Genomic DNA, 21,613 nt, shown 5'->3' with positions numbered 1-21,613 from the left:
AACATAAAATCTTCAATACTAATTTATGTTTTGTTAAGAAATTCCAAGTATGATGGTTGAGTGAGTGTGTCAGAGTATTAAAGCTGGTGATAGGGGAGAAGTGAGAATGATCAAGTTAACCGATTTTTCGATGAAAAATGTAGCAGCAATTTTCATCCTCATGCTGCTGTTAGTCGTAGGTGGAACGTATTCCACAACGACGCTCAAGGTGGAAAGTTTTCCAGATATTACTTTTCCGGTCGTCATTGTAAGTACTACATACGTAGCGCCTCCGAAGGATGTGCTAGACGAGATTACGAAACCGCTGGAAAAGGCGGTTGCGGGCTTAGACGGGCTTAAAACACTTAGCTCAAGCTCGCAGGACAATTACTCACAAATTATTTTGGAGTTAGATCAGGATAAGAAGCCTGAAGATGTCAAGAAGGATGTGGAGAGCCTTATCTCCAATGTGAAGCTTCCGCAAGGATCCGAAAAGCCGAAAGTGCTGACGGCAGGCTTCGCTTCCGAGCCGGTTTATTATTTAGCCGTTTACGGTGATGAAGGAATGAACCAAGCAGAGCTCGATAATGCTTACAAGAATACAATTCTTCCCGGATTTAATGGATTAAAAGGGCTCGATCACGTGGACTCTGTCGGTAATCAGGACGCTGTGCTTACGATTAAGCTGGATGCGCCTGCGATTAACAATTATGGTCTAACGCCTGCAGATGTTTCAGGATCGATTAAAGCAGCTTTGGTTTCCAGCCCTGCGGGCACTGTGGATTTCAATGGAAATCAACAGATGGTTCGCGTGAAAGGCGAAATGGATACCATCTACAATTTGGATAATTTAAAAATTAATACAAAAACTGGCGACACGCTGCTTCTAAAGCAGATCGCCAAGGTTGAAGCCATCAGCGAGTCCAAGTTTATTGCCAGATTAGACGATAAACCGGCGATCGGTGTGCTTTTGTACAAAACGAAAGCGGCGAATGCCGTAGAATTTGCAGACAGTGCAGACAAATTAATGACGGACTGGGCTCAGACGCTGCCAGGTGTGAAATTCCACAAAATTTACAATTCAGCCAACGATATTAAAGATTCCATCCATGGTATGGTGCAGGAAGGCGGATTAGGAGCTATTCTTGCTTCCGTAATGATCTTGCTGTTCCTCCGTAATATACGTATGACTCTTATCGTACTCGTTTCTATTCCGCTTTCTATTCTCGTTACATTATTAGTTATGGGACCACTGGGCATTTCCTTAAATATTATGACGCTAGGCGGTATGGCGATAGCCGTCGGTAGGGTCGTGGATGACAGTATCGTCGTTATCGAAAATATTTACAGTCAATTGCAAGTTGCTCAACAACGAAACGAATCGGTTATTCGACTAGCAACGAAACAAGTATCCAGTGCAATTACGTCTTCAACAATTACAACAGTGGGTGTATTCGGACCGATCGGGTTTGTGAGCGGGGTCGTCGGCGAAGTATTCCGTCCTTTTGCGATTACACTCGTTGTAGCCTTATTGTCTTCCTTAATTGTGGCCTTGACGGTTATTCCAATGTTGGCGAAGCTGATGGTGCTTAAATCCAAAAAACTTACCCATCACGATGAACATCATGTTGGACCCATGGGTGAGAAGTACAAAAAAGCGATTATTTGGTCTTTAAATAACCGCATTAAAACGCTTTTGATTGCCGCAGTAGCCCTTATTCTTTCTATTGTAATTACGGTGCCTAATTTAGCGGTAGCGTTCATGCCAAACAGTGAAGCTGTTAAACAAGGCGCAATTGAAATAAAAATGCCGCGCGAAACATCCATCGAGATGATGAATGAAAAATCCAAAGAGCTTGAAAAAGATCTGAAGGAGCATAAAGATAAATTGGGCAATCCCGCGTTCAAGTATATCGAATCGCTAGTCGGTTATAACCAAAGCAGCGACAGGTATGCGTATAGAGCGATGATGTTCTTTGAACTAACGGCAGACACGGATGCGACGGAAGCCGTCAAAACCTACAAAGAGGATATGCTGAAATTGATGCCGCCTGGATCTGAAGTCAATATCCAGTTGTTTACGGGAGGTCCTCCAACATCAACGGGTGCTGATTTCTCCTACTCACTGAAGGGTGATGACCAGCTGTACCTCCAGCAAGCCGCACAGATAGTAAAAGATAAGCTGAAAGAGTTCCCAGAGCTCAATGATATTAAAGACAGCTTGAGCGATTCCAAAACAGAGGTTGAGATTACGGTAGATCAAAATAAGGCGCGGTTATACGATCTTTCCTCAGCGCAAATTTTACAAGCCGTTAATTCCTGGATTGCGGAAGAAAAGCTCGGAGATTTGAAGTTTAACAATGTAACCTATGCGACCAAAGTTATGCTGAATCCCATGTATAAGAACTCCGTGGATAAGTTAGGTACTTTCTTGATCAAAACGCCTACGGGCCAATCCGTTCAATTAAATGAAATTGCACGAATTTCACAAATTGACGCACCGAACAGCATTAGCCGTGAAGATGAAGAGCAAATTGTTAGTGTCAGAGCCAAAATCGAAAGTACGGATAAAGGCGGCGTGAGCCAAAAAGTAACCGCAGAGTTGGCGAAACTGGAACTGCCGTCAGGCGTCTCCCGCGAAGTCAAAGGGGTTTCCGATGATATTAACAGAAGCTTTATGCAAATGTTTGTTGCCATCTTTGCCTCCATTTTCATTGTATACATCGTTATGGTGATTGCGTTTGGGAACGCAAGAGCACCGTTAGCCATTCTTTTCTCACTGCCGCTTGCAGCGATTGGAGGACTTCTTGGTCTCCTTATTACCGGAGAATCCATCAATGTCACTTCACTCATCGGGTTCCTGATGCTGATCGGTATCGTTGTAACGAACGCAATTGTACTAGTAGACCGCGTGCAGCAGCTTAGGGAGCAAAATTATTCCATTCGTGAAGCCCTCATTGAAGCGGGGATTACACGTTTAAGACCGATCATTATGACAGCAGGTGCAACGATCATTGCCCTCTTGCCATTAGGATTAGGCTTATCGAAAGGAACCATCATCTCTAAGGGATTAGCTGTCGTCGTGATTGGCGGTCTTACGACTTCAACTCTATTAACACTTGTAATCGTGCCTATCATGTATGAAATTTTATTTAAGAAAAGAGAAGGCCGATGGTTCAAAAGAAAAGGGAAGTCGTCTTCCATACAATCGGAGCAAGCACCATCTGCGATTCAATAAGCTGAACAGGGGAAAAGGAGAAATCGAATATGAAACGTCAGTTGTTTACAATCAAGCAAAGTGCCAAGTTATTCGGTGTCGTCGCGATTAGCGCGGCGATTGCAGTGGGATGTTCTGCTACACCGGCAGCAAGCCCAACTGCGACATCGGCAGCCGCTGCGGAGCAAGGTGTTAAAGTTGTGAAAACGGCTAAAATTGCGAAGCAAAAAATCGGTAATCCGGTTGAACAAGTCGGAGACGTTGTCTCATCCATTCAATTGGACGTTGTAGCAAAGTCCGGCGGGGAAATTATCGAAATTGCAAAGAAACGCGGTGATAAAGTAGAGAAGGGCGAAGTGCTGTTCCGCTTGGACCCAACAGACACATTAATTCAAAAAGATTTAAATGCTGTGAGTATTAAAGGAGCTCAGGCAGGACTTGTCGAAGCTAAGCAAAAGACAGCAAATGGAATAGCGGATGCCAAAGACGGGGTTTCGAAATTGGAAACAACGGTTAGCGATCTAGAGAAGGCTTATAATAAGGCTCGGAATGAATACGATCTAGGAACGGCCACAAAAACGCAATTAGAGCAGGCCGAAACAGCACTTACGAATATGAAGAAGGATCTGGAGAGCGCTCGTAGATCTCTGAAAACATTGCAAGAGACGAATTCACTAGCGCAAGTGGAAACTAGCCTAGAGTCAGCACAAGTCAGCGCACGGAATATCGATAGAGCGCTTAGCAATCTCGAAGTAAAAGCGCCTGCATCCGGTGTACTAACGGATCTGAACGTAACAGTAGGCCAAACTTTGGCGCCTGGCGTCCGTGTCGGTGAAGTGCAGCAGACCAATCCTGTGAAAATCAAGTCCCAACTGACAGAAGCATCCGCATCTCTTGTTCGAGGTAAAGGGGAATTAACGTTCTACATTCCGGGGGCTAGCGATAAAGCTAGTGCCAAAGTAACGTATCTATCTGATGTGATAAACGGGCAATCCAAAGCTTATGATTTGGAGCTTGAGGTCCCGAATCCGGATGGCAAGCTGAAACCCGGCTCCAAAGCCCAAATTGAACTTACGAAAGACGACGAACAAATCGTACCTGTCATCCCGAGTCTTAGTATTGTCCATGAAGGTGGAGACAGCTTCGTTTACATTGTGAACGGAGAGACGGTTCAAAAACGCAAGGTAGAGCTTGGCCGTTTAAATGAAACGAATCAAGAAGTGTTGTCGGGCGTCAAAGAGGGCGATATTCTCGTTATTTCCGGACAGCACCAATTGAAAGATCAAGATAAAATTAAAGTGAGCAACTAGCATGAGCTCAAGGAGGAGAACTACGTGAATATGAAAATGAAGAGATCGCTGGCCACCATTGTATTATCCGCTGCACTTTTAACTACCGCATCTTTTCCTGCATGGGCTGAAGAGGGAGTGAGCTCGGCAGTTTTTGCTCAAACAAGCACGAATACGAGCTATGCATTGAAGGATCAAGTTGAAGTTGAGATTAAGAGCATTCTTAATGAGCATGAATCGAATTCAACGAAACTTGGCGCAGTCATTCGGATTAAAAATACAAGCGGCAAAGTGACTCGAGTGCCTGACTTTGAAATGCGCGTTAGCATGGCGGATGGTACGGTATATACACTGCAGCCAAGTGCCAAAAATCCAAAGTCCATTCAACCAAAATCGCAGCAAGAGCTTAGTTACTTGAGTACTGTAGAGCGCAGTGATGACGCCGAACTAAGTGAGCTTAGCTTTGTTGATGTTGATATGGAAGTGTATCCGAAAAAAGAAACGACACTGCTGAGCGTCCCTGTTGACTCGGCGCTTGTGTGGAATGGTAGTGACAGTACGATTACCAAGGCAGCTGCTCTACTCAAATGGGGAGAGGCTTTCACGCTGCCATCACTGCGGTCTCCGATCGGATTCATCCCTGTTGATATCCATAAGGAAATCACAGCCAAAGGCGTCTCCACGGTTGTGCAAATTCAAGTCGTAAATCCGACGAACGAACGTCAAACCGTCCCGAATTTCGGAATCGACGGTAAAACGGAGAGCACGATATACTCAGGCAATCGTGCTGAAACTTCCGTTGTGCTCGACCCGGGTGAGAAAAAGTATATTCATGTCGTTATCCCAACCGATCTGGATACGGAATTCACCAGTTTGAATGTAGTATCACCGGAAAGCTTCTTTGCCGCGATGGGTGAGGGAGGCAATCTACAAGAAGTAACTTATCGTGTAGGGCGCGCTAACATTCTGCTGCCGGTCGGGGCGGCTACGCAAGGTGTTATTCCAGCGCCAGCATATACATTAGGCACGCCGGTTAAGCTGGATTCAACGAATAAGTTCGTACCTTCCAATGTCGATGTTTCGCTAGTCGAGCTTCACGTTACAAATAATGAAGACGACGGCTTCAATACGGCTATCGCGAAATTTAAACTAACGAATAACAGCGACCGTCCGATTCCTATTCCTGCTATTCAGACTGAGCTTGTAAGTAAAGATGGCTTTGCTTACGGAGGCAGAAGACAGGCGGCAACAGCGCTTAGCGTCGTTCCTAAGGCGTCTTATGTCGTCAGCTACTCGTATGCTCTGCCTGCTTCTGAAACAGGCGAGGGCTTGAAAATGAACCTCTACAGCCAACAAGCAAATGGAGACACTACATACAAATCTTTGTTAGCTACAGCCAAAGTGCCCGTGCAGCCAAATGATTTTACGTCAAAAGTTCTTAACGTGTATCCCTATGAAATCAGTATTAAAGACTGGACGATTTCAGCGATTTTCCAAGCTGCTTTGACGTATGACTACAAGCTTAAGCTTGATCTGGATATCAAGCCGGATAAGCTGGTAACAGTGGATAAGTACAACAGCAAGCTTTCCTTCGAACTATTCGATAAAGTCGGCAATCCGGTTGGAAAAACGACGAAAGATTTGTCAGGCGAAGGAAGATTGTACAATGGTACGAATACAATTGATTTAAGTGCGAGATCCGGTCAACTGGATTTCCCGATCCAAGTCAAAATTTATGAAACCTTTACGAACGAATTTGGAGAAACCGTTAAACGGTTGCTAACAACTTTTAAACAATAGTTAAGTCCATGGGAAAACCGCTTAGAACGTGTGCCTAGAGCACGTCTAGGCGGTTTTTTTTGTTTCGCTGGTTTCATCATTTTGTGCATGGCGCGGGGACTCATAAGTCAGTCCTGTTTTGGATAAGATAGGATTATCGATTTAAACAAAACGGAGTGATTGCGATGAACTGGATATATTGGGCAAAATTATATGATTCCAAGTTTCAAGCGGGCTGTTTGGCGAAAAGAATGGAAGAAGACTGGTGGATATACGGATATGAGTGTCCACAAGAGGTGGAAGTTTTTAAGTCAAAGAAGGGACGTTTCGGCGTTCGTTACAATACGTAATTTCAAACGTATATTCTAAAAATTAACGCTTGACTTACCACTCGCGCTTAGTGTATATTTATTTTTGTCGCTGTTGAGCGGCAAACATGACGCGGGGTGGAGCAGCTCGGTAGCTCGTCGGGCTCATAACCCGAAGGCCGCAGGTTCAAATCCTGCCCCCGCAACCAAATTTCATTAGGGCCTATAGCTCAGTTGGTTAGAGCGGTCGGCTCATAACCGATTGGTCGGGGGTTCGAGTCCCTCTGGGCCCATATGATCAAAACCCTTGATTTATAAGGGTTTTTGTTTTTTTTATGACATCAATTATCTCAACAAGCCAACCATTTTTTGAAAAGGAGCTGCTGCTTGTTATGTGCCGGAATATTAAGCCGCTGTTTAATTTTGACCCCGTTGTCACGGATGATGAGATCCGAGCAGCCTCTCTACAATTCGTGAGAAAGATATCGGGCTTCACCGCACCATCGAAGGCGAATGAGGAAGCATTCAACCAAGCGGTTAACGAGGTGGCTATGGCTGCACGTCAATTGATGGATTCACTTGTAACTCATGCAGAACCCCGCAATCGGGACGTAGAAATCGAGCGTGCTCGCGCTAGAAATGCTAAACGATTCGGAACTGTAAAGAAGCTTAATCCCTAATAAAGAGGCTCTTACCTTCATAGGTGAGAGCCTTTTTGTGGCTATCTATTGATAAGTAACTCATTTAATTTGTAGCGATCTATCTACTACGAGCATATTATATACAAACTAGTAGAAATTAGGTGATAGAAAGTGACCAAAGGTTTTGATTGTTCAACACCTTTAACGGCACAAACCGCCGCTGCTTTCGTCAAGGATGGATACTCGTTTGTGGCCAGATATCTCGTCCCGAGCGGGTATAAGGCTTTAACGAAAAGCGAAGCGGAATGGATTAGCCAAGCAGGCTTGGAAATTGTATCTGTCTTCGAAACAACGGCAAATCGTGCTCTCGGCGGAAGAAGTGCAGGACTAGCTGATGGCGCTACCGCTGTGCAGGTGGCTCATCAACTGGAGCAGCCCGCAGGAAGCTGTATATATTTTGCCGTCGATTTTGACGCTACAAGTGCTCAAATGGCAACTGTCATTGCATATATCCAAGCGGCAAGTGAAGCGACACCTGAGTATACCACAGGGGTATATGGCTCATATGCTGTAATGGAAGCCGTTAAGCAGGCGGGAGCCTGCTCGCGTTTTTGGCAAACGTATGCCTGGAGCGGCGGCAAAAAATCATCATTTATTCACATTTATCAATATTTGAATGATGTTTCAGAAAATGGCATCCAAATCGACCATGATGAGTCTTATGGCAGTGAAGGCTGGTGGAACACGAAGACAACTCCTGAGCCTCCTGCTTATCCGTTAACACCAAAGGATGCCAACGTGATCATTCCTTTTCTTTCTGCCGGCTACGAGGCGACGACGTCGCTTCCAGCTAGAGCGGAGTTCCACCGCTTAGCCAATGAGCTGCGGAAAGCCTCCGGTCAGCCGCAGCAATCATAAATGAAGCCCGTCACCTCTCGATTCTCGAGAGAACTGACGGGCTTATGTCATTTCATGACCGCGCTGCGAATATACCAGCGCGAATCGAGCGATGCTCTTTCGAGGCGAAAGAGCACACGCCTGTGGGCTGGCGCGGAAGCACGTGCCGGCGTAGCCGTAACGTCGACCGCGGTCTCAAGCTCCAGGAGCTGGGACACGTCCCGCTCCTGGAACTTGGACAGGCGGCGCATGCTGCGCACATGCATCGCCTGCTCTTGCCCTGTGGTGACCTGCAGCAGCTGCAGGTCACCTTGGTTCGCGGCGCTGATCCAGACGTCGATCAGCGCCCAGGGCGAGAGCTTGCTGATGTAGGACGTCAGCAAGCCTGCTGCCCGGTGCACCATGACCTGGTGCGCCGGGTCAGAGGAGCGGGAGCCGTGCGTGACGCTCCCGAGGAAGTGAATACAGAAATGACCGTTGAAGTCATTTCCGGGTATACCGTCTCCTCCATGCGGCATGCCGTGCATGGAGCCGGCCAGTGTGCGGCCGTTAAACTTCACGAGGACCGCTTTGCGGTCCCAGCTCCAGGCGCCGCCGTAGATCGTTTTGAGCGTCGCGGAATCGGTCTTTGTCAGCGGTTGAACATCCGCATGATTAGAGCCTGCGCGGCGCTGCCCTTCAAAGCTAAGGCCGCTTTCTACGTCGGTAATCGTGAATTTGCTATATTTAGGGATGACTTTGCTGGCATCTTCCCAGGGGAGGATTTCGCCATAATGCTTGGCTCGGAGAGCTTCGACTTGCTGACGAAGAGCTTCTTGCGTGCCAGTGGATACAGTAACGGTTGATTTAGTTATGAGATCAACCAATTCCCCGGTAACCGTGACGCCGTAGTTCTGCGTCTGCCCTTTTTTAGAATAAGTGAGGGTAGTATCCGGAGGCAAAACCTCCACATACGGAGCGCCTGCCGTTACTTTCTCTAGCTCCCGCTGTAATTTTTTATCTTCAAAGGATGCTTCTGTTCGGTAGGTTGCATGCGGCGATGCTTTGACAACTAGCAGAAAAGTATTCGGATGGTTAGTTGTTTGATCATTGTTGGCTTGGCCAAAAGTTTGGTTCAATGGACTTAACCAGCTAACGGAAAGCACAGAAAGTAACAGCGTGCAAATCATCGTTCGGAGCAAGCGAGTTGCTCGGGTGTGATGCATAGGTAAGCTTCCTCCTGGATCGAATTTAGTAGCGATTCATATCGGGAAAGCAGGATGAAACGCCATAGTCAAGTTTTTACTAATTGTCTTAAAATTATGAACAATCCTAGGTGTATGCTGTCTGAAATGTATTTGTGTTAAAATATAGCAGTACTAAGAAAGGGAGTGTAAACCTATGCAACTGAATGCAGGTAAAGCGTTTGAACTACATATCGCAGAGGATCGCATTGTCAGAGGGGATTACTATGAGGCTGCGTTACAGCCGGCCCTAGGGACGATTATTATTTGTCATGGATATAAAGGGTTTAAAGACTGGGGGATGTTTCCTCACGTTGCACAATCGTTGGCCGAAGATGTGAATGTGTTGTCAATCAATTTCTCCCACAATGGTGTAGGTGAGGACTTGCTTCAATTTACAGAGCTTGAGAAGTTCGCCCGCGATACTTACTCCAGGGATATAGAAGATTTGGATGCCGTGGTGAAGGAGATTGGGGGTCGTGCACAATTGTCCGGAGACGGCGAGAAACCGGTTTTTCTTTTGGGGCACAGCAGAGGAGCAGGGGTGTGTTTGATCTATGCTCTCGATCATCCCGGGCAAATTGCAGGTGTTATAAGTTGGAATGGCATTGCGAATGTCGATTTGCTTACAGAGGAAAATAAAGAAGAAATGCGTAAAACGGGAAGAACGTATACGTTAAACGGGCGCACAAAGCAAAACATGCCCTTAGATCTTGAGATACTCAAAGATATGGAGCGTAATAGCGAGCGATTTAATATCATTGGCAGGATTAGCGGCGCTGAATTTCCTATTGCTTTAATTCAAGGTACGGAGGACGGAGAGCGGCTAATTCGGGGCTCAAAGCAATTGATTGAGCAAAATCCGGCCATCCAATGGATCAGAATCCCTGAGGGCAACCATACGTTCGGATCAGTTCACCCTTATCAAGGAGAGACGCAACCGCTCAAGCAAGCGATCAGCGAGACTCTGAAAACGATTCGAGAAATGATAGGATAAATATATATGTTAACGAATAGACAGCTTAGCGTAACGATATTCATTACTATTCTTGGGCTTGCAGCCGCATATGTGCTTCAAATTGCTTTAGCGATTGGCTTTGCTTTTGGACTCATGACCTTAGTGTTGTTCGTACGGCGAGGCGGAACCGCCTTTCGGGACATCTTGCGAAGTATGGGGGAGGGCGTAAAACACACCAAAGAAGTCATATGGATTCTTGCCTTAGTAGGCGTTGTGATCCCTACTTGGACTGCGAGTGGAACGATCCCTTACATGATCGATTTGGGACTTCGTATTGTGGATCCGAGTTATTTTCTTACGTTTTCCTTCGTGCTTTCCGCTTGTATCTCGATGCTGCTGGGTACTTCGACAGGGACGCTCAGTTCCGTTGGAATCCCGTTAATCGGTCTTGCTTTGCTGCTGCAAATTCCACTGCCGATGGTCGCTGGAGCTCTTGTATCCGGTGCTTTTGTCGGCGACCGGACTTCGCCATTTTCCAGTGCCAACCGTCTTGTCGCTTCTTCTACGGGTGTTTCGGTAAAGGAATTGTTTAAAGCCTTGCTGCCAACCACGATCGGCGCTGGATGCATCACTTTTGGATTATTCTTGTTTCTCGACGTGAAAGGCGAATGGCATCAAGGTGAAAAGGCGCTGCTTCATGAGCAATTTGGCACCGGCTTTACCTACAGCATTTGGTTATTATTGCCGGTTTTACTTTTACTGCTTTCCATCTTGTTAAGGTTCAAAACTAGAAATGGGTTTCTTCTGTCGATAGCTTCTGCTATTGGAATCGGCCTGTTTCTACAAGGAGTAACCCTGTATGAATGGCTGCATGCCATGTGGTTTGGCTATCATTCCCGTTTATTTGATTCCTTGCAAACCAAAGGATTGTCTAATATGGTTGAGTTAATTGTTCTGATTGGACTTGCAGGTGCTTTCAATGGTATTTTGGAGGAAAATCGTGTTCTGCAGTCCTATATGCAAAAACTTCTGGGAGGAAGCTCCGCCTCGCTGTTCTCGGCCACTGTCCGAACGTCCTTATTTGGCTTAGGACTTGGACTTGTTTCATGTACGCAAACTTTGCCGATCATGATGTCAGGGAGGAGCTTGCTCCCCTTCTGGGAAGAGCGGTTTCCGCGCACACAGCTGGCCAGAGTTGTTGCTGATTCGAGCCTTATTCTAGCTGCCATGATACCGTGGAACATGCTGGCTATCGTGTGTGGAACGATTGTAGGGGTTCCTGTCGAGCACTATATGGCTTATGCTTCGTTTCTTTGGGCTTTGCCTTTATGTACCTTAATATGGTCGTACGGCTGGAGAGGCCGCAAGAACGCAGTTGGATAATAGAGTGAAGTGAAGGAGGAAATACGATGCCTACAACGTTTTTTATATCGGATCATCATTTTGGACATAAAAACATTATTGATTTCGAAAATAGGCCATTCGCGGATGCAGATGAAATGACTGCGACCATGATCGCAAAATGGAATGCTGCCGTTGCAAAAGAGGATAAAGTCTTTCATCTAGGCGATTTTTCTTTCTTAAATAAAGAACGTACAAAGGCGATCGTTTCCCAGCTAAACGGGTATAAAATCCTGATCCTTGGCAATCACGACCGAGGGAGGTCGAGGGACTGGTGGCTAGATGTTGGGTTCGATGAAGTGAGCGAATACCCGCTCATCTATATGAATTTCTTTTTCCTGTCGCATGAGCCGATGTACATGAATAAACAAATGCCCTACGTCAATGTTCACGGCCACATTCATGGTCAGAAATACGAGGGACATCATTATTTCAATGTGAGTGTGGAACAATTAGACTACACGCCTGTTTCTTTTGAACAGATTCGCGATGCGGTTGTTGTGGATGAAGAGCAGGGGTAAGTATACTTGTTAATCCATGCCAAGCCGTTTCATATGAATACGAAACAACACGATAAAAGGAGCTGTACGTTATGCCACAAATGTCATCCTATAAGTTGCCTTGCGGTTCAAAAAATTATTTTCCAGAAAAGATTGATTACTTTACACGTAAAGGAAAGTTTATATTATTTCCTTCTTACTCGACTAAGAGAAAAATAGGCTATATTATTTCGCCCAAACAGAAAGGCGTCGATATTATTGTTCAAGGTCCGCCGCAAGATATCGTGAATCTTTACCAAAGTATAAGCCTTGAAGAAAATGAGATAAGAGATGAAAATGGCGTGTTTATCTACAAAGAAGCACAAACGAAGGAAGAATTTGAACAAGTTTTCGAGAAATTTGTTAGTCAGTCCAATCAGATATAGATTTCTAATGAATATAAAAAGCCTTTTCTTTCCAGAATGGGCTTTTTTGTATTGCATGCGTTCTATGTTTTGCCACGGTGGAGGTACCGAAATCAGCTTTTACGAGTGGATGCGACGATTAAGAACAGAATTAAAATCAGTAGCCATATCACTTGAACCATAAGTATCCTCGCTCATCATTTGCCATAATGAGTCAAGTTTAACAGTTACGACTGATAATTTCTGTCTGAAAACAAACAAAATGTAGGATTTGGGCGAAAAATAAACATTTTTGTTATAGGAGTTGCCAATATGAATCAAGATGAGGAAATTGGAAGGAGCTAAAAAGCCGCCTACGAGAGGCGACAGGAGAGTGGAAGGGGGTTGCAAATTAGCCCATTTTATTAGTTATTGAAAAGCCGATAATTTGATCAGAAAAAAGAACTAATTGGTGATAGTGTTGTTGAATATTCGGATTAGAAGCAAGTATAAGAGTAGCATTTTCAAGCGTTACGGTACTTCCATCACCGATCAATTCAAACTGCTCGTCTTTCTTTTTCTCTTGATCCAGATAATTTCCCTTCATAGTTGCTATAAAGCTTAAGTCAATTGTGACTTTACCATTATCATTTCTAACATGGGATTCTGGGGTATCTAGCGTAATTTTCTCGGCTTCAATCTGACCGAGGTTAGTTAACAAGATTGCCTTAAAATCATTCAGAGGTTGGTTCGATTCTGATGCCGGCTCGCTGATCTTCATAATGAAAGATTGTAGCATGGAGATTGTTAGAAATTTAGATGAGACTCTCATGGGCAAGCTCCTTAGATTTGGGTTGTTAAGGTGTGATACCTATTATAGTGAAATAGGTGGGAAAATATACAAATCAATTGAAGTGGAGTCATTGAACATGGGTAGTGCAAGGGGGGCATCAAGGTCAACGAGAACAATGGGAACAATGAGAACAATGAGCAAGTCTGACTAATGGGATCATGAGATCTATTTTATGAATTTGGAGCCTTCAGGCAAAACAGCATCTTTATCGACTGCAATTACACCCACTCCGCCGGGGATATAAACGGCTCTTGTATTTTCGTCAATATTTTTATAGTGGCCTGGAACATAAACACCATGGACAAAAGTGTGAATAAAGCCATTTTTATAAATATAAGTGGGTGTACTTCCTGTCTCAGTTGCGGCGCTAATGGCGCTCAGAGCCAAAATAGTATGTCGGACATCGTGGATATTAGGATTCGCTCTTTGGAGAAGCTTTTTAGAAAAACAAAAAAAGCCTTGATATACAAGGCTTTTCTCTGTATGACCTGTAGTGGGCTCGAACCACTGACCCCTACCCTGTCAAGATAGTGCTCTCCCAGCTGAGCTAACAAGTCGTTTTGTGAAGACAATTAGTAATATACCAAGGATTCTTAAGAATGTCAATACATACATGTTATGAATGCTAGTGACGCCATAGTCGTAATAGCCTCATGAAAATGTGGTAAGATTTGCGTTTCTTTTTGGACCTTGGCATAAAGGAAAGGTCATTCGGTGAAACTTGCAATGCCGATCCAGTTCCTTTACCGAGCAAGATGGAAAGCTCATCTTCTGTTAAGCCTTGTGTTGTCATTGGAATTGTCAACCTTTCTGAGCGATCATGTCATTAATATATCAAAAAACATAGCGGTTTGATATAGGACTTTCATATTAGCTGGATTTATGGTAACTTGGTGTCATTAGAGTTTGGGAGGAACAGGAATGACGAAGCAGCAGCATCGATGGAATTTGCGTTTGAAGAGCAGTAATGTTTATCTAGGAACCGTATATTTAGGGGATCCGCTTCCCGAAGTGGAAGATGTGATTATGATTGGTGAAAAGAAGTATACAATTCTTGAGCTAGGAAGTAATCGTGATGCAAGTGATGTATTTGTAGAAGAAGTGAAAAAGAAATAACGCTAAGTAAAAAGCGCTGTCTAGACGGATTTTTCCGCTAAACAGCGCTTTTGTTAATTACGGTAGCCTGACGTATGTACTAAGTGAGGTTGTACAGGGAAGCGAGGCAATCCACGAACATTTTGTTATACTCCTCGCGGGTATAGTCTTTGTTGCAGGCGATGTCTCTTCCGAGAAATTGGAACCAGGTGATTTCGGTTTGAGCTTTTTTGTAAATAAATTTGCCATGCTGGATGAGGAACGTATCGTTTTCGAAATAAGGTACGTTGTCAAACTGAAGCGTTTTTTCACCTTTTTGTTCACTGACTAATGTAGCCAAGAGAATGAGCATGCGGTACGGATCACGAAAAATTTCATATTGTTGTTCAGTCATGGTTACCACTCCTTTAGCGGATAAGGGATATAGCAATCATACTAAAGAGGTAGTCTGATTAAAATATGTGAACTAAAACTGGTGAGGATATCGAAGGAATATAGGACGATTTCAAAGAAAAAAGAAAAGACTGAATGTCACTCTAAGGAGGATCGAGTGAATCAGTCTTTGTGAGCCTGCTCCTACATCAAAGGATTAACGTTTGAAGCTGGATAGTTGCTGCTCAGCGATTTGCACCAAACGCTTCGTGATATTTCCACCGATAGCGCCAGCATCACGTGTTGCCAAATTACCGTTGTAGCCAGTAGGGGAGAGAGGGACGCCAATTTCCTGAGCGACTTCAAACTTCAGTTGATCCAATGCTGCTTTTGCTTGTTGTACGACTAAAGTGTTGTTTCTAGCCATTCAAAATCATCTCCTTTTTTATGGTACACCAGTATTATTTGAATGTTCAGAAAATTTATGCACAAAAAAATAAAAAAATCTATAAAATCAATAAACCCCCAACCGGTTGGTTGAGGGGGACATATATTTTAAGTAAAAGGACCAATTATTCCTCTTCGGATTCCACGCTTTCTTCAGCCGCAGCAGCTTCTTGGCTAGCTTCGACAACTTCTTCAACCGCCTCTTCGTTCACCGCTTCTTCGGTGGACTCTTCGGCGATTTCTTCTTCATTTTGGGATACTACTTCTTCCTCTTGGCTCATACTTTGTCACCTCCTCTGATACGTATAGTATCATTCTATCTGCTTCTATCAGGCCATTCAAGGGTGTGGTAAGCGTTTTCAGTATATTTAATGCAACCTTAATTAAATTGTCAAACCTTGTTGAAATCATATGGCAGTAAAGGTCGTTATTTATGTGAAAATGACGTATTGTCGCCGGTTTTCGCTGATAAGCATGTTTTATTTTTATATGAATATACATGAGGCGAAGCAGCAAAGTTGAGCAAATGCTTACGAAGTTAGTTTTCTTACGAAAACTATTAGGAGGATTCCGAATGAATCGGTCGGATGTTATTTTGGAATTACAATTAGTGCCCGAACTGCTCAAACAAGCAGAAGCAATCTATGTGGATGCGGTATCCGAACTGAGCTGGGCCAAGCATCAACTTTTGGCGAAGGAATGCGAAGTTATTGGTGATGGCTTGGTTACGGGGAAAAATGAGCAGCAGCGCCAGGCAGAAATCTGGCCCTACACGAAAGAATTGCAGCAGCAAGTGTTACGAATGGAAGATGCTGTCGAGCATGCGAAGGTAGAGTTTCATTTTTACAAGCGAAAGCTTGAGAATCTCCAAATTATTGCCAAATTGATGACCATTTTGTAAGTACGATGAAACGATAAAGAGCCTGCAATCGGAAGATTGCGGGCTTTTTGCTATTTTGATAAGAAAGTATAAGTTTTATACTTTAGCTTCGCATCAATCTTGACAAACGCGATCGTCCCATTGGGACGACGAAGTCGTTTATCCTTATTTCCGAACGCAATATGAAAATTTTATTCTTTTAATACGGTTACAGCAGAAGTCAGTTGAGCATCCTAAGGTTAGATTATGTAAAACGCTAAGTTTTCGGGAGGATAACATGAAATGAAATCACTCAAAAATGTTGTGACTGTAAGTTTGGGGTTACTCGTCCTGACAGGCTGCCAAAGCGTCAAAAGCTCAGCGACAGCAGAAACTGCTTCACCGCCCCCCCTACAAGTTACATTAATTGGAACCAGTGGACAACCCATCGGGACGGCTCAATTAGCAACTGTTCAAGAAGGGGTACAAATCGATCTTCAAGTGAGCGGCTTGACGCCGGGTGCCCATGGGTTTCATATTCACGAGAAATCTGCCTGCGATGCGCCGACCTTTGACTCGGCAGGTGCACACTTAAATCCGACCCATAAAGAGCATGGATTTCTCAATCCCAAGGGTTTTCATTCCGGGGATCTTCCCAATCTCATCGTAGATGAACAGGGGAATGGTCGTTTGAGTACCGTCAGCAAATCTGTTGTGCTGCTTCCTGACAAGCCGAATTCGTTGATTAAACCAGGGGGGACCTCTCTGGTCATTCATGAGAAAGCAGATGATCTGAAGACGGATCCATCCGGTAATTCAGGTAAACGGATCGCCTGCGGTTCCGTGAAATAAAGGAAGGAGCAATCTTGACATCATGATCAAAACACAAGATCTCAAGCTTCAAATGGATGAACTCACCAAACAAAACGATTTGGTGCTTATCGAGCTCGAGCAAGTAAAGAAAATGTTGTTAGGCGGCTCCCAAGGTTCGCAAGGTTCACAAGGAGGACAATATCAGCAGCAGCAAGCTTCTGACTCCGGCCAACAACAAGCTCAGGGACAAGATCAAGATCAAAGTCAAGCACAAGGTCAGGGGCAGGGGCAAGATCTGGGTCAAGGACAAAATCAGGGTCAAAATCAAGGTCAGCAGGCTGGTCAAAACGGCGGCAATGGCCAGCAAGTTTCTGACCTAGCTAATGAACTTTTGAAAATTAAGGATTTGGTAGAAAAGCTTGAACAGAAAACTTCTCAATATGTTAGCAGCCAAACGAATAATGGCACATTGACAGAGAAGGATGCCGTGAATCTGATATTGACGTTAATGAACGGAATGGTCGACTGGGCTAGTGAATTCGTATCCTCCAAGGCCTCGTCAAATGGACAGCTTCAATAATAGGAAATGTCACCATATCGAAGAAAAAGGGCTGCTAACTGCCGCTCTTTTTTCTTTTTTTAGTCGAAATTCGTTGAGTGTCAAGAATATAGTCCGATAACGATCCGCGTATACCGCGGCTTTTTTATTTTATCAGATCATATTCTTGTCAAAAGTAAGTGACAACAAAATGTACCGATTGCCGACTCAGGCCAAGAATATATACCGATTCCCGTTTTTGTGCGCGACCTCAACCTCAAATTCCCTTTTGAAGAACGTTCCATTGGGCAACGGTAAAGACGAGAAGGGTATAGTAACGGGAAGCGAGCATAAGTACTAGTAGATGAATGAGTTTACTTACTATACTGTCGTTAAGTATGTGAAAATAATTTCAGTACTTCTAAAAGAATGCTGAGTATTCTATGATTAGATAGTCAAGCTCGTATAACCAAATGGAGGGAATGAGGCACATGAAGTACCGGAAATTAGGCAAATCGGGTCTTAAGGTCAGTGAGATAAGCTTAGGCAGTTGGCTTACATATGGCGGCTACGTCGAAAAGAAAAATGCGGTGGATTCGATTCATAAGGCATACGACCTCGGTATCAATTTTTTCGATACGGCTAACGTGTATGAACGCGGAGAAGCTGAGAAAGTGGTAGGAGAAGCTCTCAGCAGTTACTCCCGCGATTCCTATGTACTTGCGACCAAAGTGTTTTGGCCAATGGGTGATGGTCCCAATGACCGTGGATTGTCTCGGAAGCATGTTTACGAACAATTACATGCCAGTCTTAAACGTTTGAGTACGGATTATGTGGATATTTATTACTGCCACCGTTTCGATCCTGAAACTCCTGTAGAAGAAACGCTTCGCACCATCGATGATTTGGTGAGACAAGGCAAAATTTTGTATGCTGGAGTAAGCGAATGGACTGCTGTACAAATGGCAGAAGCGCTTGCAGTGGCTGATAAATATTTACTTGATCGCATCGTAGTCAACCAACCGGTTTATAACATGTTCAACCGATATATTGAAAAAGAAGTGATCCCACTCGGCGAAGACAAAGGCATCGGCCAAGTCGTATTCTCACCACTCGCTCAAGGTCTTCTCAGCGGGAAGTACACTTCGATCTCCGATATTCCTGCCGATAGTCGTGCCGCCAAGCTAGAGAATATGAGAAAGGGTATCACTGAGGAAAAAATAGCCAATGTCGAACAGCTCAACGGAATCGCAAAGGAACTGGGGATCTCCGTAGCTCAACTAGCATTAGCTTGGACCTTGAGGCAGCGCAACGTTGCGAGTGCGCTCGTGGGTGCAAGCCGTCCAGAGCAGGTAGTAGAAAATGCGAAGGCATCTGGTATCGAGCTCTCATCGGATGTAATTAATAAAATCGAATCCATATTGGCGTAAAAGCAACTTATATAATTCTTTCTTCGGTAAAAGCGAAAGGAACTTGAAGCCGGTCAAGATGGCCGGCTTTTTGATTTTCATGCTTTTCCCCATAGATTGCTCAATTTGGGAGTCGAATATCGGAACAAATTCTTGTCATCCAACATGATTTATAAATTTAAACGTAATGTTCCGTTTTTAGACTTCAACGTTTTATTGATTTTTTAGGCGATTCGACAATATGCACTTATTTACATAAAAGAGATTGACCGATAAAGTAAAAGAGAGTTAAACCCAAAGAGACAAACCATAGATGAGGTGTAGGTGGCATGAAAGAAATCGATATTCATCATCTAACGAATCAGCTTGGCATACAGCCTGATCAATTGCAAAGATGGCTGTCTGACCAAACCAATGCAAATATAGTGGAAGGTGACGGTAAAATCGATCATTACTTGATTACGCCCACCCCTTCGAGCTTCATTTCCACCCGAACTCGAAACTCTAATTCTGGATAAAGTGATTGCCACGTCTGCCATTCCTCTTTTATCGTACCGAAGTGATGCGCTCGATAGTCCAATCCGAAGCCTAGCGGATCCAGACGGTTGTCTTGGAATTTTTTCAGAAGCCGCACTATTTTTTCTTGAACGGATTGCGTAACGGCTTTCTCGTAAACAGTTAACTGATTGGGATCCAGTATACCTAGTGCTGATTCTTCAATAACCCCACTCATCTTGATGTGCATGTCTACATAAGGGTGACCACTAGAGGGGACGCGAACACGGTAAGACGAACGAATATTATCCACGGATACGAAAAACTTTGATTCCTGGAAAGGTGCTTCGATTTCCACTTTGTTGATACTCGCTTTTATGATATTAAAAAGCCGAGTTTCATTGGAACTTAATGTGAGTTTTGCTCGTTCCTTATCAAAAACGATGGCTGTGTTGATGGTGAAATGGTTGTTTGCCGATTCCACAACGGGGAGAATGGGATCGAGTCCTAATTCTTTTTTTTTGCGGAAGAAGTTGAATAAGTACTCCGATATTACATAACCGGATTCTACGCCCGTTTTCCCGAAGCTGAGCAGCAAGGAGTTGCCAGGAAGCCTCTCGTGGGGAATTTTGGTTCCTAGGACGGCTTCTGCTGTTGGCTGGCCGACGGCCACCCAAGCTACGAGTTGAATATCTCTGCGGCGATTGAACCAGTCTGTCGCATTAATGCCATTATCCTTCAGAAACGACTGGCCGAAGATAATGATTTTCGCATGACCGAAATCAATCTCTTTATCGACTTTAGACTTCAGTAATCGAACGCCTTCGGTAATGGAGTTGGCATCCTGTGTGATTATTTCGTATTGGGCAGTGCCTAAATCGAGACTATTTCCAGGAACGGCTAATTTGAGGGAGACTCGATATTTCATATCTTTTTTTTCAGATTTATCAATGCCAATGGAAACAACGAAAAATCGTTTATCAATATCTTTGAAGCCGCACCCGCTGCACAGGTATAAGAGGAGCAGAATGAAAAACAGTTTTTTCACATAGTTTTCCTCCTGGCAAGAATAACGATGGTTAAGACTAATGCAATTTCAGAAAATAATCTAACATTTAAATAGGCAGTGCCGAAATCGAATAATGAATCATCGTTGAAAAAGAAACTGAGTAGAAATGTGATACCCCCCATAAGGCCAACTATGACCCAAGAGAAATAAGGCTTATCTTTTTGAATAGGGATTAGCTCTTTAACAAATTCAATCCCTACATGCCAATGAAGAAAAGAACCAGCAAGGCTAATATTGGTGTACAGCAGCATGAAAATAAACAATACCCTCTCGACTAAACCGAATTCTACTCGCATAGAATCCGAGGTTGAGATCCAAGGGTAAATGTAGCTGTTAACTGCCATTGTCCCATGGTATCCCACAGGGATCAAAAAACTGGTAAGCAGGACAAAAGTTCCTACGATCGGGATTGTCCATAGGAAAGGAATCTTTTTGTTAGGTTGAAGGAGTCGATTGAAAATAACTAAATTCGTATATCCGGTGAAAATATAAGTGCCAGCCGAGAGGGTGTCCCATGTTGGCATATTCAGAATATGAGTAGCTATCTCCATACAAGCATCATATTGCATGGATTCATTAGTGATTGCTTTGTAGAGGACCCATGCAATGACAGGTACATTGGTGATAAGCAATATCTCCATACTGTAAAGAACGGTTTCAGAGCTTAAGCGAGCAATCAACCCTACGACAATGACAAAAGCAAGAACGATGAACATGGAAGAAATATCAGGATTAATATATTTCTTCGTAATTTCGCTAAAAGCAATTAGTGTAATCATGCCGGCCAAGTACCAAATAACAATAAAATAAATCAAAAAGCAAATACGCACCCATCCCGGGGTGTGTTTTTTTAATATTTCCGGGAATCCTTGACCTGGGAACTTGGTAATCGATTTGACGAAAAAGTATAGGAGCATGAACCCGATCGGGATGGATAAGACCAGCGCCATCATACTTCCTTCAAACCTGTGGGTGATAAAAATGCGGGGCACGAAGAGGACGATGTTCGCCAGCATATTGATAAATACCAAATAATAAAAATAACGGACCATCGGTGCACTCACCCCCCGCATAGGTATAGCTTGGAC

22 protein-coding genes and 3 tRNA genes are annotated in these 21,613 nt (G+C 44.0%); 17 read left to right on the top strand and 8 right to left on the bottom strand.

Features of this window, described 5'->3' with window-relative positions; translation table 11 throughout:
* Positions 1 to 106: 106 nt before the first annotated feature.
* The 8 genes from J2Z65_RS02640 (at position 107) to J2Z65_RS02605 (ending at position 8,131) form a co-directional block, all read left to right on the top strand.
* A complete protein-coding gene (locus J2Z65_RS02640) occupies positions 107 to 3,217 on the top strand; it encodes an efflux RND transporter permease subunit (protein ID WP_167063857.1) in 3,111 nt (1,036 codons plus the stop codon).
* A 29-nt stretch (positions 3,218 to 3,246) separates the two neighbouring features.
* On the top strand, positions 3,247 to 4,506 hold the full coding sequence (locus J2Z65_RS02635) for an efflux RND transporter periplasmic adaptor subunit (protein WP_167063860.1): 1,260 nt from the start codon (positions 3,247 to 3,249) through the stop codon (positions 4,504 to 4,506).
* A 24-nt stretch (positions 4,507 to 4,530) separates the two neighbouring features.
* A complete protein-coding gene (locus tag J2Z65_RS02630; RefSeq protein WP_167063863.1) occupies positions 4,531 to 6,285 on the top strand; it encodes a hypothetical protein in 1,755 nt (584 codons plus the stop codon).
* 164 nt (positions 6,286 to 6,449) lie between these two features.
* The gene (locus tag J2Z65_RS02625) at positions 6,450 to 6,614 is read left to right on the top strand and encodes a hypothetical protein (RefSeq protein ID WP_164484139.1); all 165 of its coding nucleotides are present in this window, start codon (positions 6,450 to 6,452) and stop codon (positions 6,612 to 6,614) included.
* Positions 6,615 to 6,704: 90 nt separating this feature from the next.
* A tRNA-Met gene (locus J2Z65_RS02620) sits at positions 6,705 to 6,781 on the top strand.
* Positions 6,782 to 6,791: 10 nt separating this feature from the next.
* Positions 6,792 to 6,865 (top strand) — tRNA-Ile (locus J2Z65_RS02615).
* Between the two features lie 99 nt (positions 6,866 to 6,964).
* Positions 6,965 to 7,252: a DUF2277 domain-containing protein gene (locus J2Z65_RS02610; protein WP_167064359.1), complete on the top strand. Its 288-nt coding sequence runs from the start codon at positions 6,965 to 6,967 to the stop codon at positions 7,250 to 7,252.
* A 132-nt stretch (positions 7,253 to 7,384) separates the two neighbouring features.
* Positions 7,385 to 8,131, top strand: a complete 747-nt coding sequence (locus J2Z65_RS02605) for a glycoside hydrolase domain-containing protein (protein ID WP_167063866.1) — start codon at positions 7,385 to 7,387, stop codon at positions 8,129 to 8,131.
* Positions 8,132 to 8,178: 47 nt separating this feature from the next.
* On the opposite strand, the gene J2Z65_RS02600 is transcribed toward J2Z65_RS02605, so the two are convergent.
* The gene (locus J2Z65_RS02600; protein ID WP_167063869.1) at positions 8,179 to 9,315 is read right to left on the bottom strand and encodes a hypothetical protein; all 1,137 of its coding nucleotides are present in this window, start codon (positions 9,313 to 9,315) and stop codon (positions 8,179 to 8,181) included.
* A 175-nt stretch (positions 9,316 to 9,490) separates the two neighbouring features.
* On the opposite strand from J2Z65_RS02600, the gene J2Z65_RS02595 reads away from it, so the two are divergent.
* From J2Z65_RS02595 to J2Z65_RS02580, 4 genes are all read left to right on the top strand, one after another.
* Positions 9,491 to 10,330 carry an alpha/beta hydrolase family protein gene (locus tag J2Z65_RS02595; RefSeq protein WP_167063872.1) on the top strand — a complete coding sequence of 280 codons (840 nt, stop codon included), beginning with the start codon at positions 9,491 to 9,493 and terminating at the stop codon, positions 10,328 to 10,330.
* A gap of 6 nt (positions 10,331 to 10,336) precedes the next feature.
* Positions 10,337 to 11,674 (top strand): Na+/H+ antiporter NhaC family protein, encoded by a 1,338-nt coding sequence (locus J2Z65_RS02590; protein WP_167063875.1) that lies wholly within the window; start codon positions 10,337 to 10,339, stop codon positions 11,672 to 11,674.
* Between the two features lie 26 nt (positions 11,675 to 11,700).
* Positions 11,701 to 12,213: a phosphoesterase gene (locus J2Z65_RS02585; RefSeq protein ID WP_167063878.1), complete on the top strand. Its 513-nt coding sequence runs from the start codon at positions 11,701 to 11,703 to the stop codon at positions 12,211 to 12,213.
* A gap of 71 nt (positions 12,214 to 12,284) precedes the next feature.
* Entirely contained in the window at positions 12,285 to 12,617 is a 333-nt protein-coding gene (locus J2Z65_RS02580) for a hypothetical protein (RefSeq protein ID WP_167063881.1), read from the top strand.
* A gap of 370 nt (positions 12,618 to 12,987) precedes the next feature.
* Here the strand turns inward: J2Z65_RS02580 and J2Z65_RS02575 are convergent, their stop codons facing one another.
* Together J2Z65_RS02575 and J2Z65_RS02570 are read right to left on the bottom strand one after the other, a co-directional pair.
* Positions 12,988 to 13,407, bottom strand: a complete 420-nt coding sequence (locus J2Z65_RS02575; RefSeq protein WP_167063884.1) for a hypothetical protein — start codon at positions 13,405 to 13,407, stop codon at positions 12,988 to 12,990.
* Between the two features lie 505 nt (positions 13,408 to 13,912).
* Positions 13,913 to 13,985, bottom strand: a tRNA-Val gene (locus tag J2Z65_RS02570).
* A gap of 364 nt (positions 13,986 to 14,349) precedes the next feature.
* Between J2Z65_RS02570 and J2Z65_RS02565 the strand changes: the two genes are divergently transcribed.
* Positions 14,350 to 14,544 carry a hypothetical protein gene (locus J2Z65_RS02565; protein WP_029196081.1) on the top strand — a complete coding sequence of 65 codons (195 nt, stop codon included), beginning with the start codon at positions 14,350 to 14,352 and terminating at the stop codon, positions 14,542 to 14,544.
* Between the two features lie 79 nt (positions 14,545 to 14,623).
* On the opposite strand, the gene J2Z65_RS02560 is transcribed toward J2Z65_RS02565, so the two are convergent.
* The 3 genes from J2Z65_RS02560 to J2Z65_RS02550 form a co-directional block, all read right to left on the bottom strand.
* Positions 14,624 to 14,917, bottom strand: coding sequence for a hypothetical protein (locus J2Z65_RS02560; protein ID WP_167063887.1), 294 nt, complete (start codon positions 14,915 to 14,917; stop codon positions 14,624 to 14,626).
* Between the two features lie 195 nt (positions 14,918 to 15,112).
* Positions 15,113 to 15,322: an alpha/beta-type small acid-soluble spore protein gene (locus tag J2Z65_RS02555; protein WP_167063890.1), complete on the bottom strand. Its 210-nt coding sequence runs from the start codon at positions 15,320 to 15,322 to the stop codon at positions 15,113 to 15,115.
* Between the two features lie 145 nt (positions 15,323 to 15,467).
* Positions 15,468 to 15,623 carry a hypothetical protein gene (locus J2Z65_RS02550; protein WP_167063893.1) on the bottom strand — a complete coding sequence of 52 codons (156 nt, stop codon included), beginning with the start codon at positions 15,621 to 15,623 and terminating at the stop codon, positions 15,468 to 15,470.
* Between the two features lie 293 nt (positions 15,624 to 15,916).
* Here J2Z65_RS02550 and J2Z65_RS02545 point away from each other — a divergent pair, with 293 nt between their 5' ends.
* The 4 genes from J2Z65_RS02545 (at position 15,917) to J2Z65_RS02530 (ending at position 18,982) form a co-directional block, all read left to right on the top strand.
* Positions 15,917 to 16,243, top strand: a complete 327-nt coding sequence (locus tag J2Z65_RS02545; protein ID WP_167063896.1) for a hypothetical protein — start codon at positions 15,917 to 15,919, stop codon at positions 16,241 to 16,243.
* Positions 16,244 to 16,504: 261 nt separating this feature from the next.
* Positions 16,505 to 17,053: a superoxide dismutase family protein gene (locus tag J2Z65_RS02540; protein ID WP_167063899.1), complete on the top strand. Its 549-nt coding sequence runs from the start codon at positions 16,505 to 16,507 to the stop codon at positions 17,051 to 17,053.
* Positions 17,054 to 17,075: 22 nt separating this feature from the next.
* Complete coding sequence (locus tag J2Z65_RS02535) at positions 17,076 to 17,594, top strand: hypothetical protein (RefSeq protein ID WP_167063902.1); 519 nt, start codon at positions 17,076 to 17,078, stop codon at positions 17,592 to 17,594.
* Between the two features lie 449 nt (positions 17,595 to 18,043).
* Complete coding sequence (locus J2Z65_RS02530) at positions 18,044 to 18,982, top strand: aldo/keto reductase family protein (RefSeq protein WP_167063904.1); 939 nt, start codon at positions 18,044 to 18,046, stop codon at positions 18,980 to 18,982.
* A 430-nt stretch (positions 18,983 to 19,412) separates the two neighbouring features.
* Here J2Z65_RS02530 and J2Z65_RS02525 read toward each other — a convergent pair whose 3' ends face one another.
* Together J2Z65_RS02525 and J2Z65_RS02520 are read right to left on the bottom strand one after the other, a co-directional pair.
* Complete coding sequence (locus tag J2Z65_RS02525; RefSeq protein ID WP_167063907.1) at positions 19,413 to 20,504, bottom strand: Ger(x)C family spore germination protein; 1,092 nt, start codon at positions 20,502 to 20,504, stop codon at positions 19,413 to 19,415.
* Positions 20,501 to 21,577, bottom strand: a complete 1,077-nt coding sequence (locus tag J2Z65_RS02520; RefSeq protein ID WP_167063910.1) for a GerAB/ArcD/ProY family transporter — start codon at positions 21,575 to 21,577, stop codon at positions 20,501 to 20,503. The genes J2Z65_RS02525 and J2Z65_RS02520 overlap by 4 nt, the downstream gene beginning before the upstream one ends.
* Positions 21,578 to 21,613: the final 36 nt, after the last annotated feature.

Origin of the sequence: Paenibacillus aceris, from assembly GCF_017874035.1 — a bacterium.
Taxonomy (GTDB): Bacteria; Bacillota; Bacilli; order Paenibacillales; family NBRC-103111; genus Paenibacillus_E; species Paenibacillus_E aceris.
Note: the sequence above shows the minus strand (reverse complement) of the source record. Positions and strands in the feature narration are given on the sequence as shown.

Bases quoted from the DNA above. Each gene is read 5' to 3' on its own strand.
- J2Z65_RS02640 (WP_167063857.1), top strand. From the start codon at position 107: ATGATCAAGTTAACCGATTTTTCGATGAAAAATGTAGCAGCAATTTTC.
- J2Z65_RS02635 (WP_167063860.1), top strand. From the start codon at position 3,247: ATGAAACGTCAGTTGTTTACAATCAAGCAAAGTGCCAAGTTATTCGGT.
- J2Z65_RS02625 (WP_164484139.1), top strand. From the start codon at position 6,450: ATGAACTGGATATATTGGGCAAAATTATATGATTCCAAGTTTCAAGCG.
- J2Z65_RS02610 (WP_167064359.1), top strand. From the start codon at position 6,965: ATGTGCCGGAATATTAAGCCGCTGTTTAATTTTGACCCCGTTGTCACG.
- J2Z65_RS02600 (WP_167063869.1), bottom strand. From the start codon at position 9,315: ATGCATCACACCCGAGCAACTCGCTTGCTCCGAACGATGATTTGCACG.
- J2Z65_RS02595 (WP_167063872.1), top strand. From the start codon at position 9,491: ATGCAACTGAATGCAGGTAAAGCGTTTGAACTACATATCGCAGAGGAT.
- J2Z65_RS02590 (WP_167063875.1), top strand. From the start codon at position 10,337: ATGTTAACGAATAGACAGCTTAGCGTAACGATATTCATTACTATTCTT.
- J2Z65_RS02585 (WP_167063878.1), top strand. From the start codon at position 11,701: ATGCCTACAACGTTTTTTATATCGGATCATCATTTTGGACATAAAAAC.
- J2Z65_RS02580 (WP_167063881.1), top strand. From the start codon at position 12,285: ATGCCACAAATGTCATCCTATAAGTTGCCTTGCGGTTCAAAAAATTAT.
- J2Z65_RS02575 (WP_167063884.1), bottom strand. From the start codon at position 13,407: ATGAGAGTCTCATCTAAATTTCTAACAATCTCCATGCTACAATCTTTC.
- J2Z65_RS02565 (WP_029196081.1), top strand. From the start codon at position 14,350: ATGACGAAGCAGCAGCATCGATGGAATTTGCGTTTGAAGAGCAGTAAT.
- J2Z65_RS02560 (WP_167063887.1), bottom strand. From the start codon at position 14,917: ATGACTGAACAACAATATGAAATTTTTCGTGATCCGTACCGCATGCTC.
- J2Z65_RS02555 (WP_167063890.1), bottom strand. From the start codon at position 15,322: ATGGCTAGAAACAACACTTTAGTCGTACAACAAGCAAAAGCAGCATTG.
- J2Z65_RS02550 (WP_167063893.1), bottom strand. From the start codon at position 15,623: ATGAGCCAAGAGGAAGAAGTAGTATCCCAAAATGAAGAAGAAATCGCC.
- J2Z65_RS02545 (WP_167063896.1), top strand. From the start codon at position 15,917: ATGAATCGGTCGGATGTTATTTTGGAATTACAATTAGTGCCCGAACTG.
- J2Z65_RS02540 (WP_167063899.1), top strand. From the start codon at position 16,505: ATGAAATCACTCAAAAATGTTGTGACTGTAAGTTTGGGGTTACTCGTC.
- J2Z65_RS02535 (WP_167063902.1), top strand. From the start codon at position 17,076: ATGATCAAAACACAAGATCTCAAGCTTCAAATGGATGAACTCACCAAA.
- J2Z65_RS02530 (WP_167063904.1), top strand. From the start codon at position 18,044: ATGAAGTACCGGAAATTAGGCAAATCGGGTCTTAAGGTCAGTGAGATA.
- J2Z65_RS02520 (WP_167063910.1), bottom strand. From the start codon at position 21,577: ATGGTCCGTTATTTTTATTATTTGGTATTTATCAATATGCTGGCGAAC.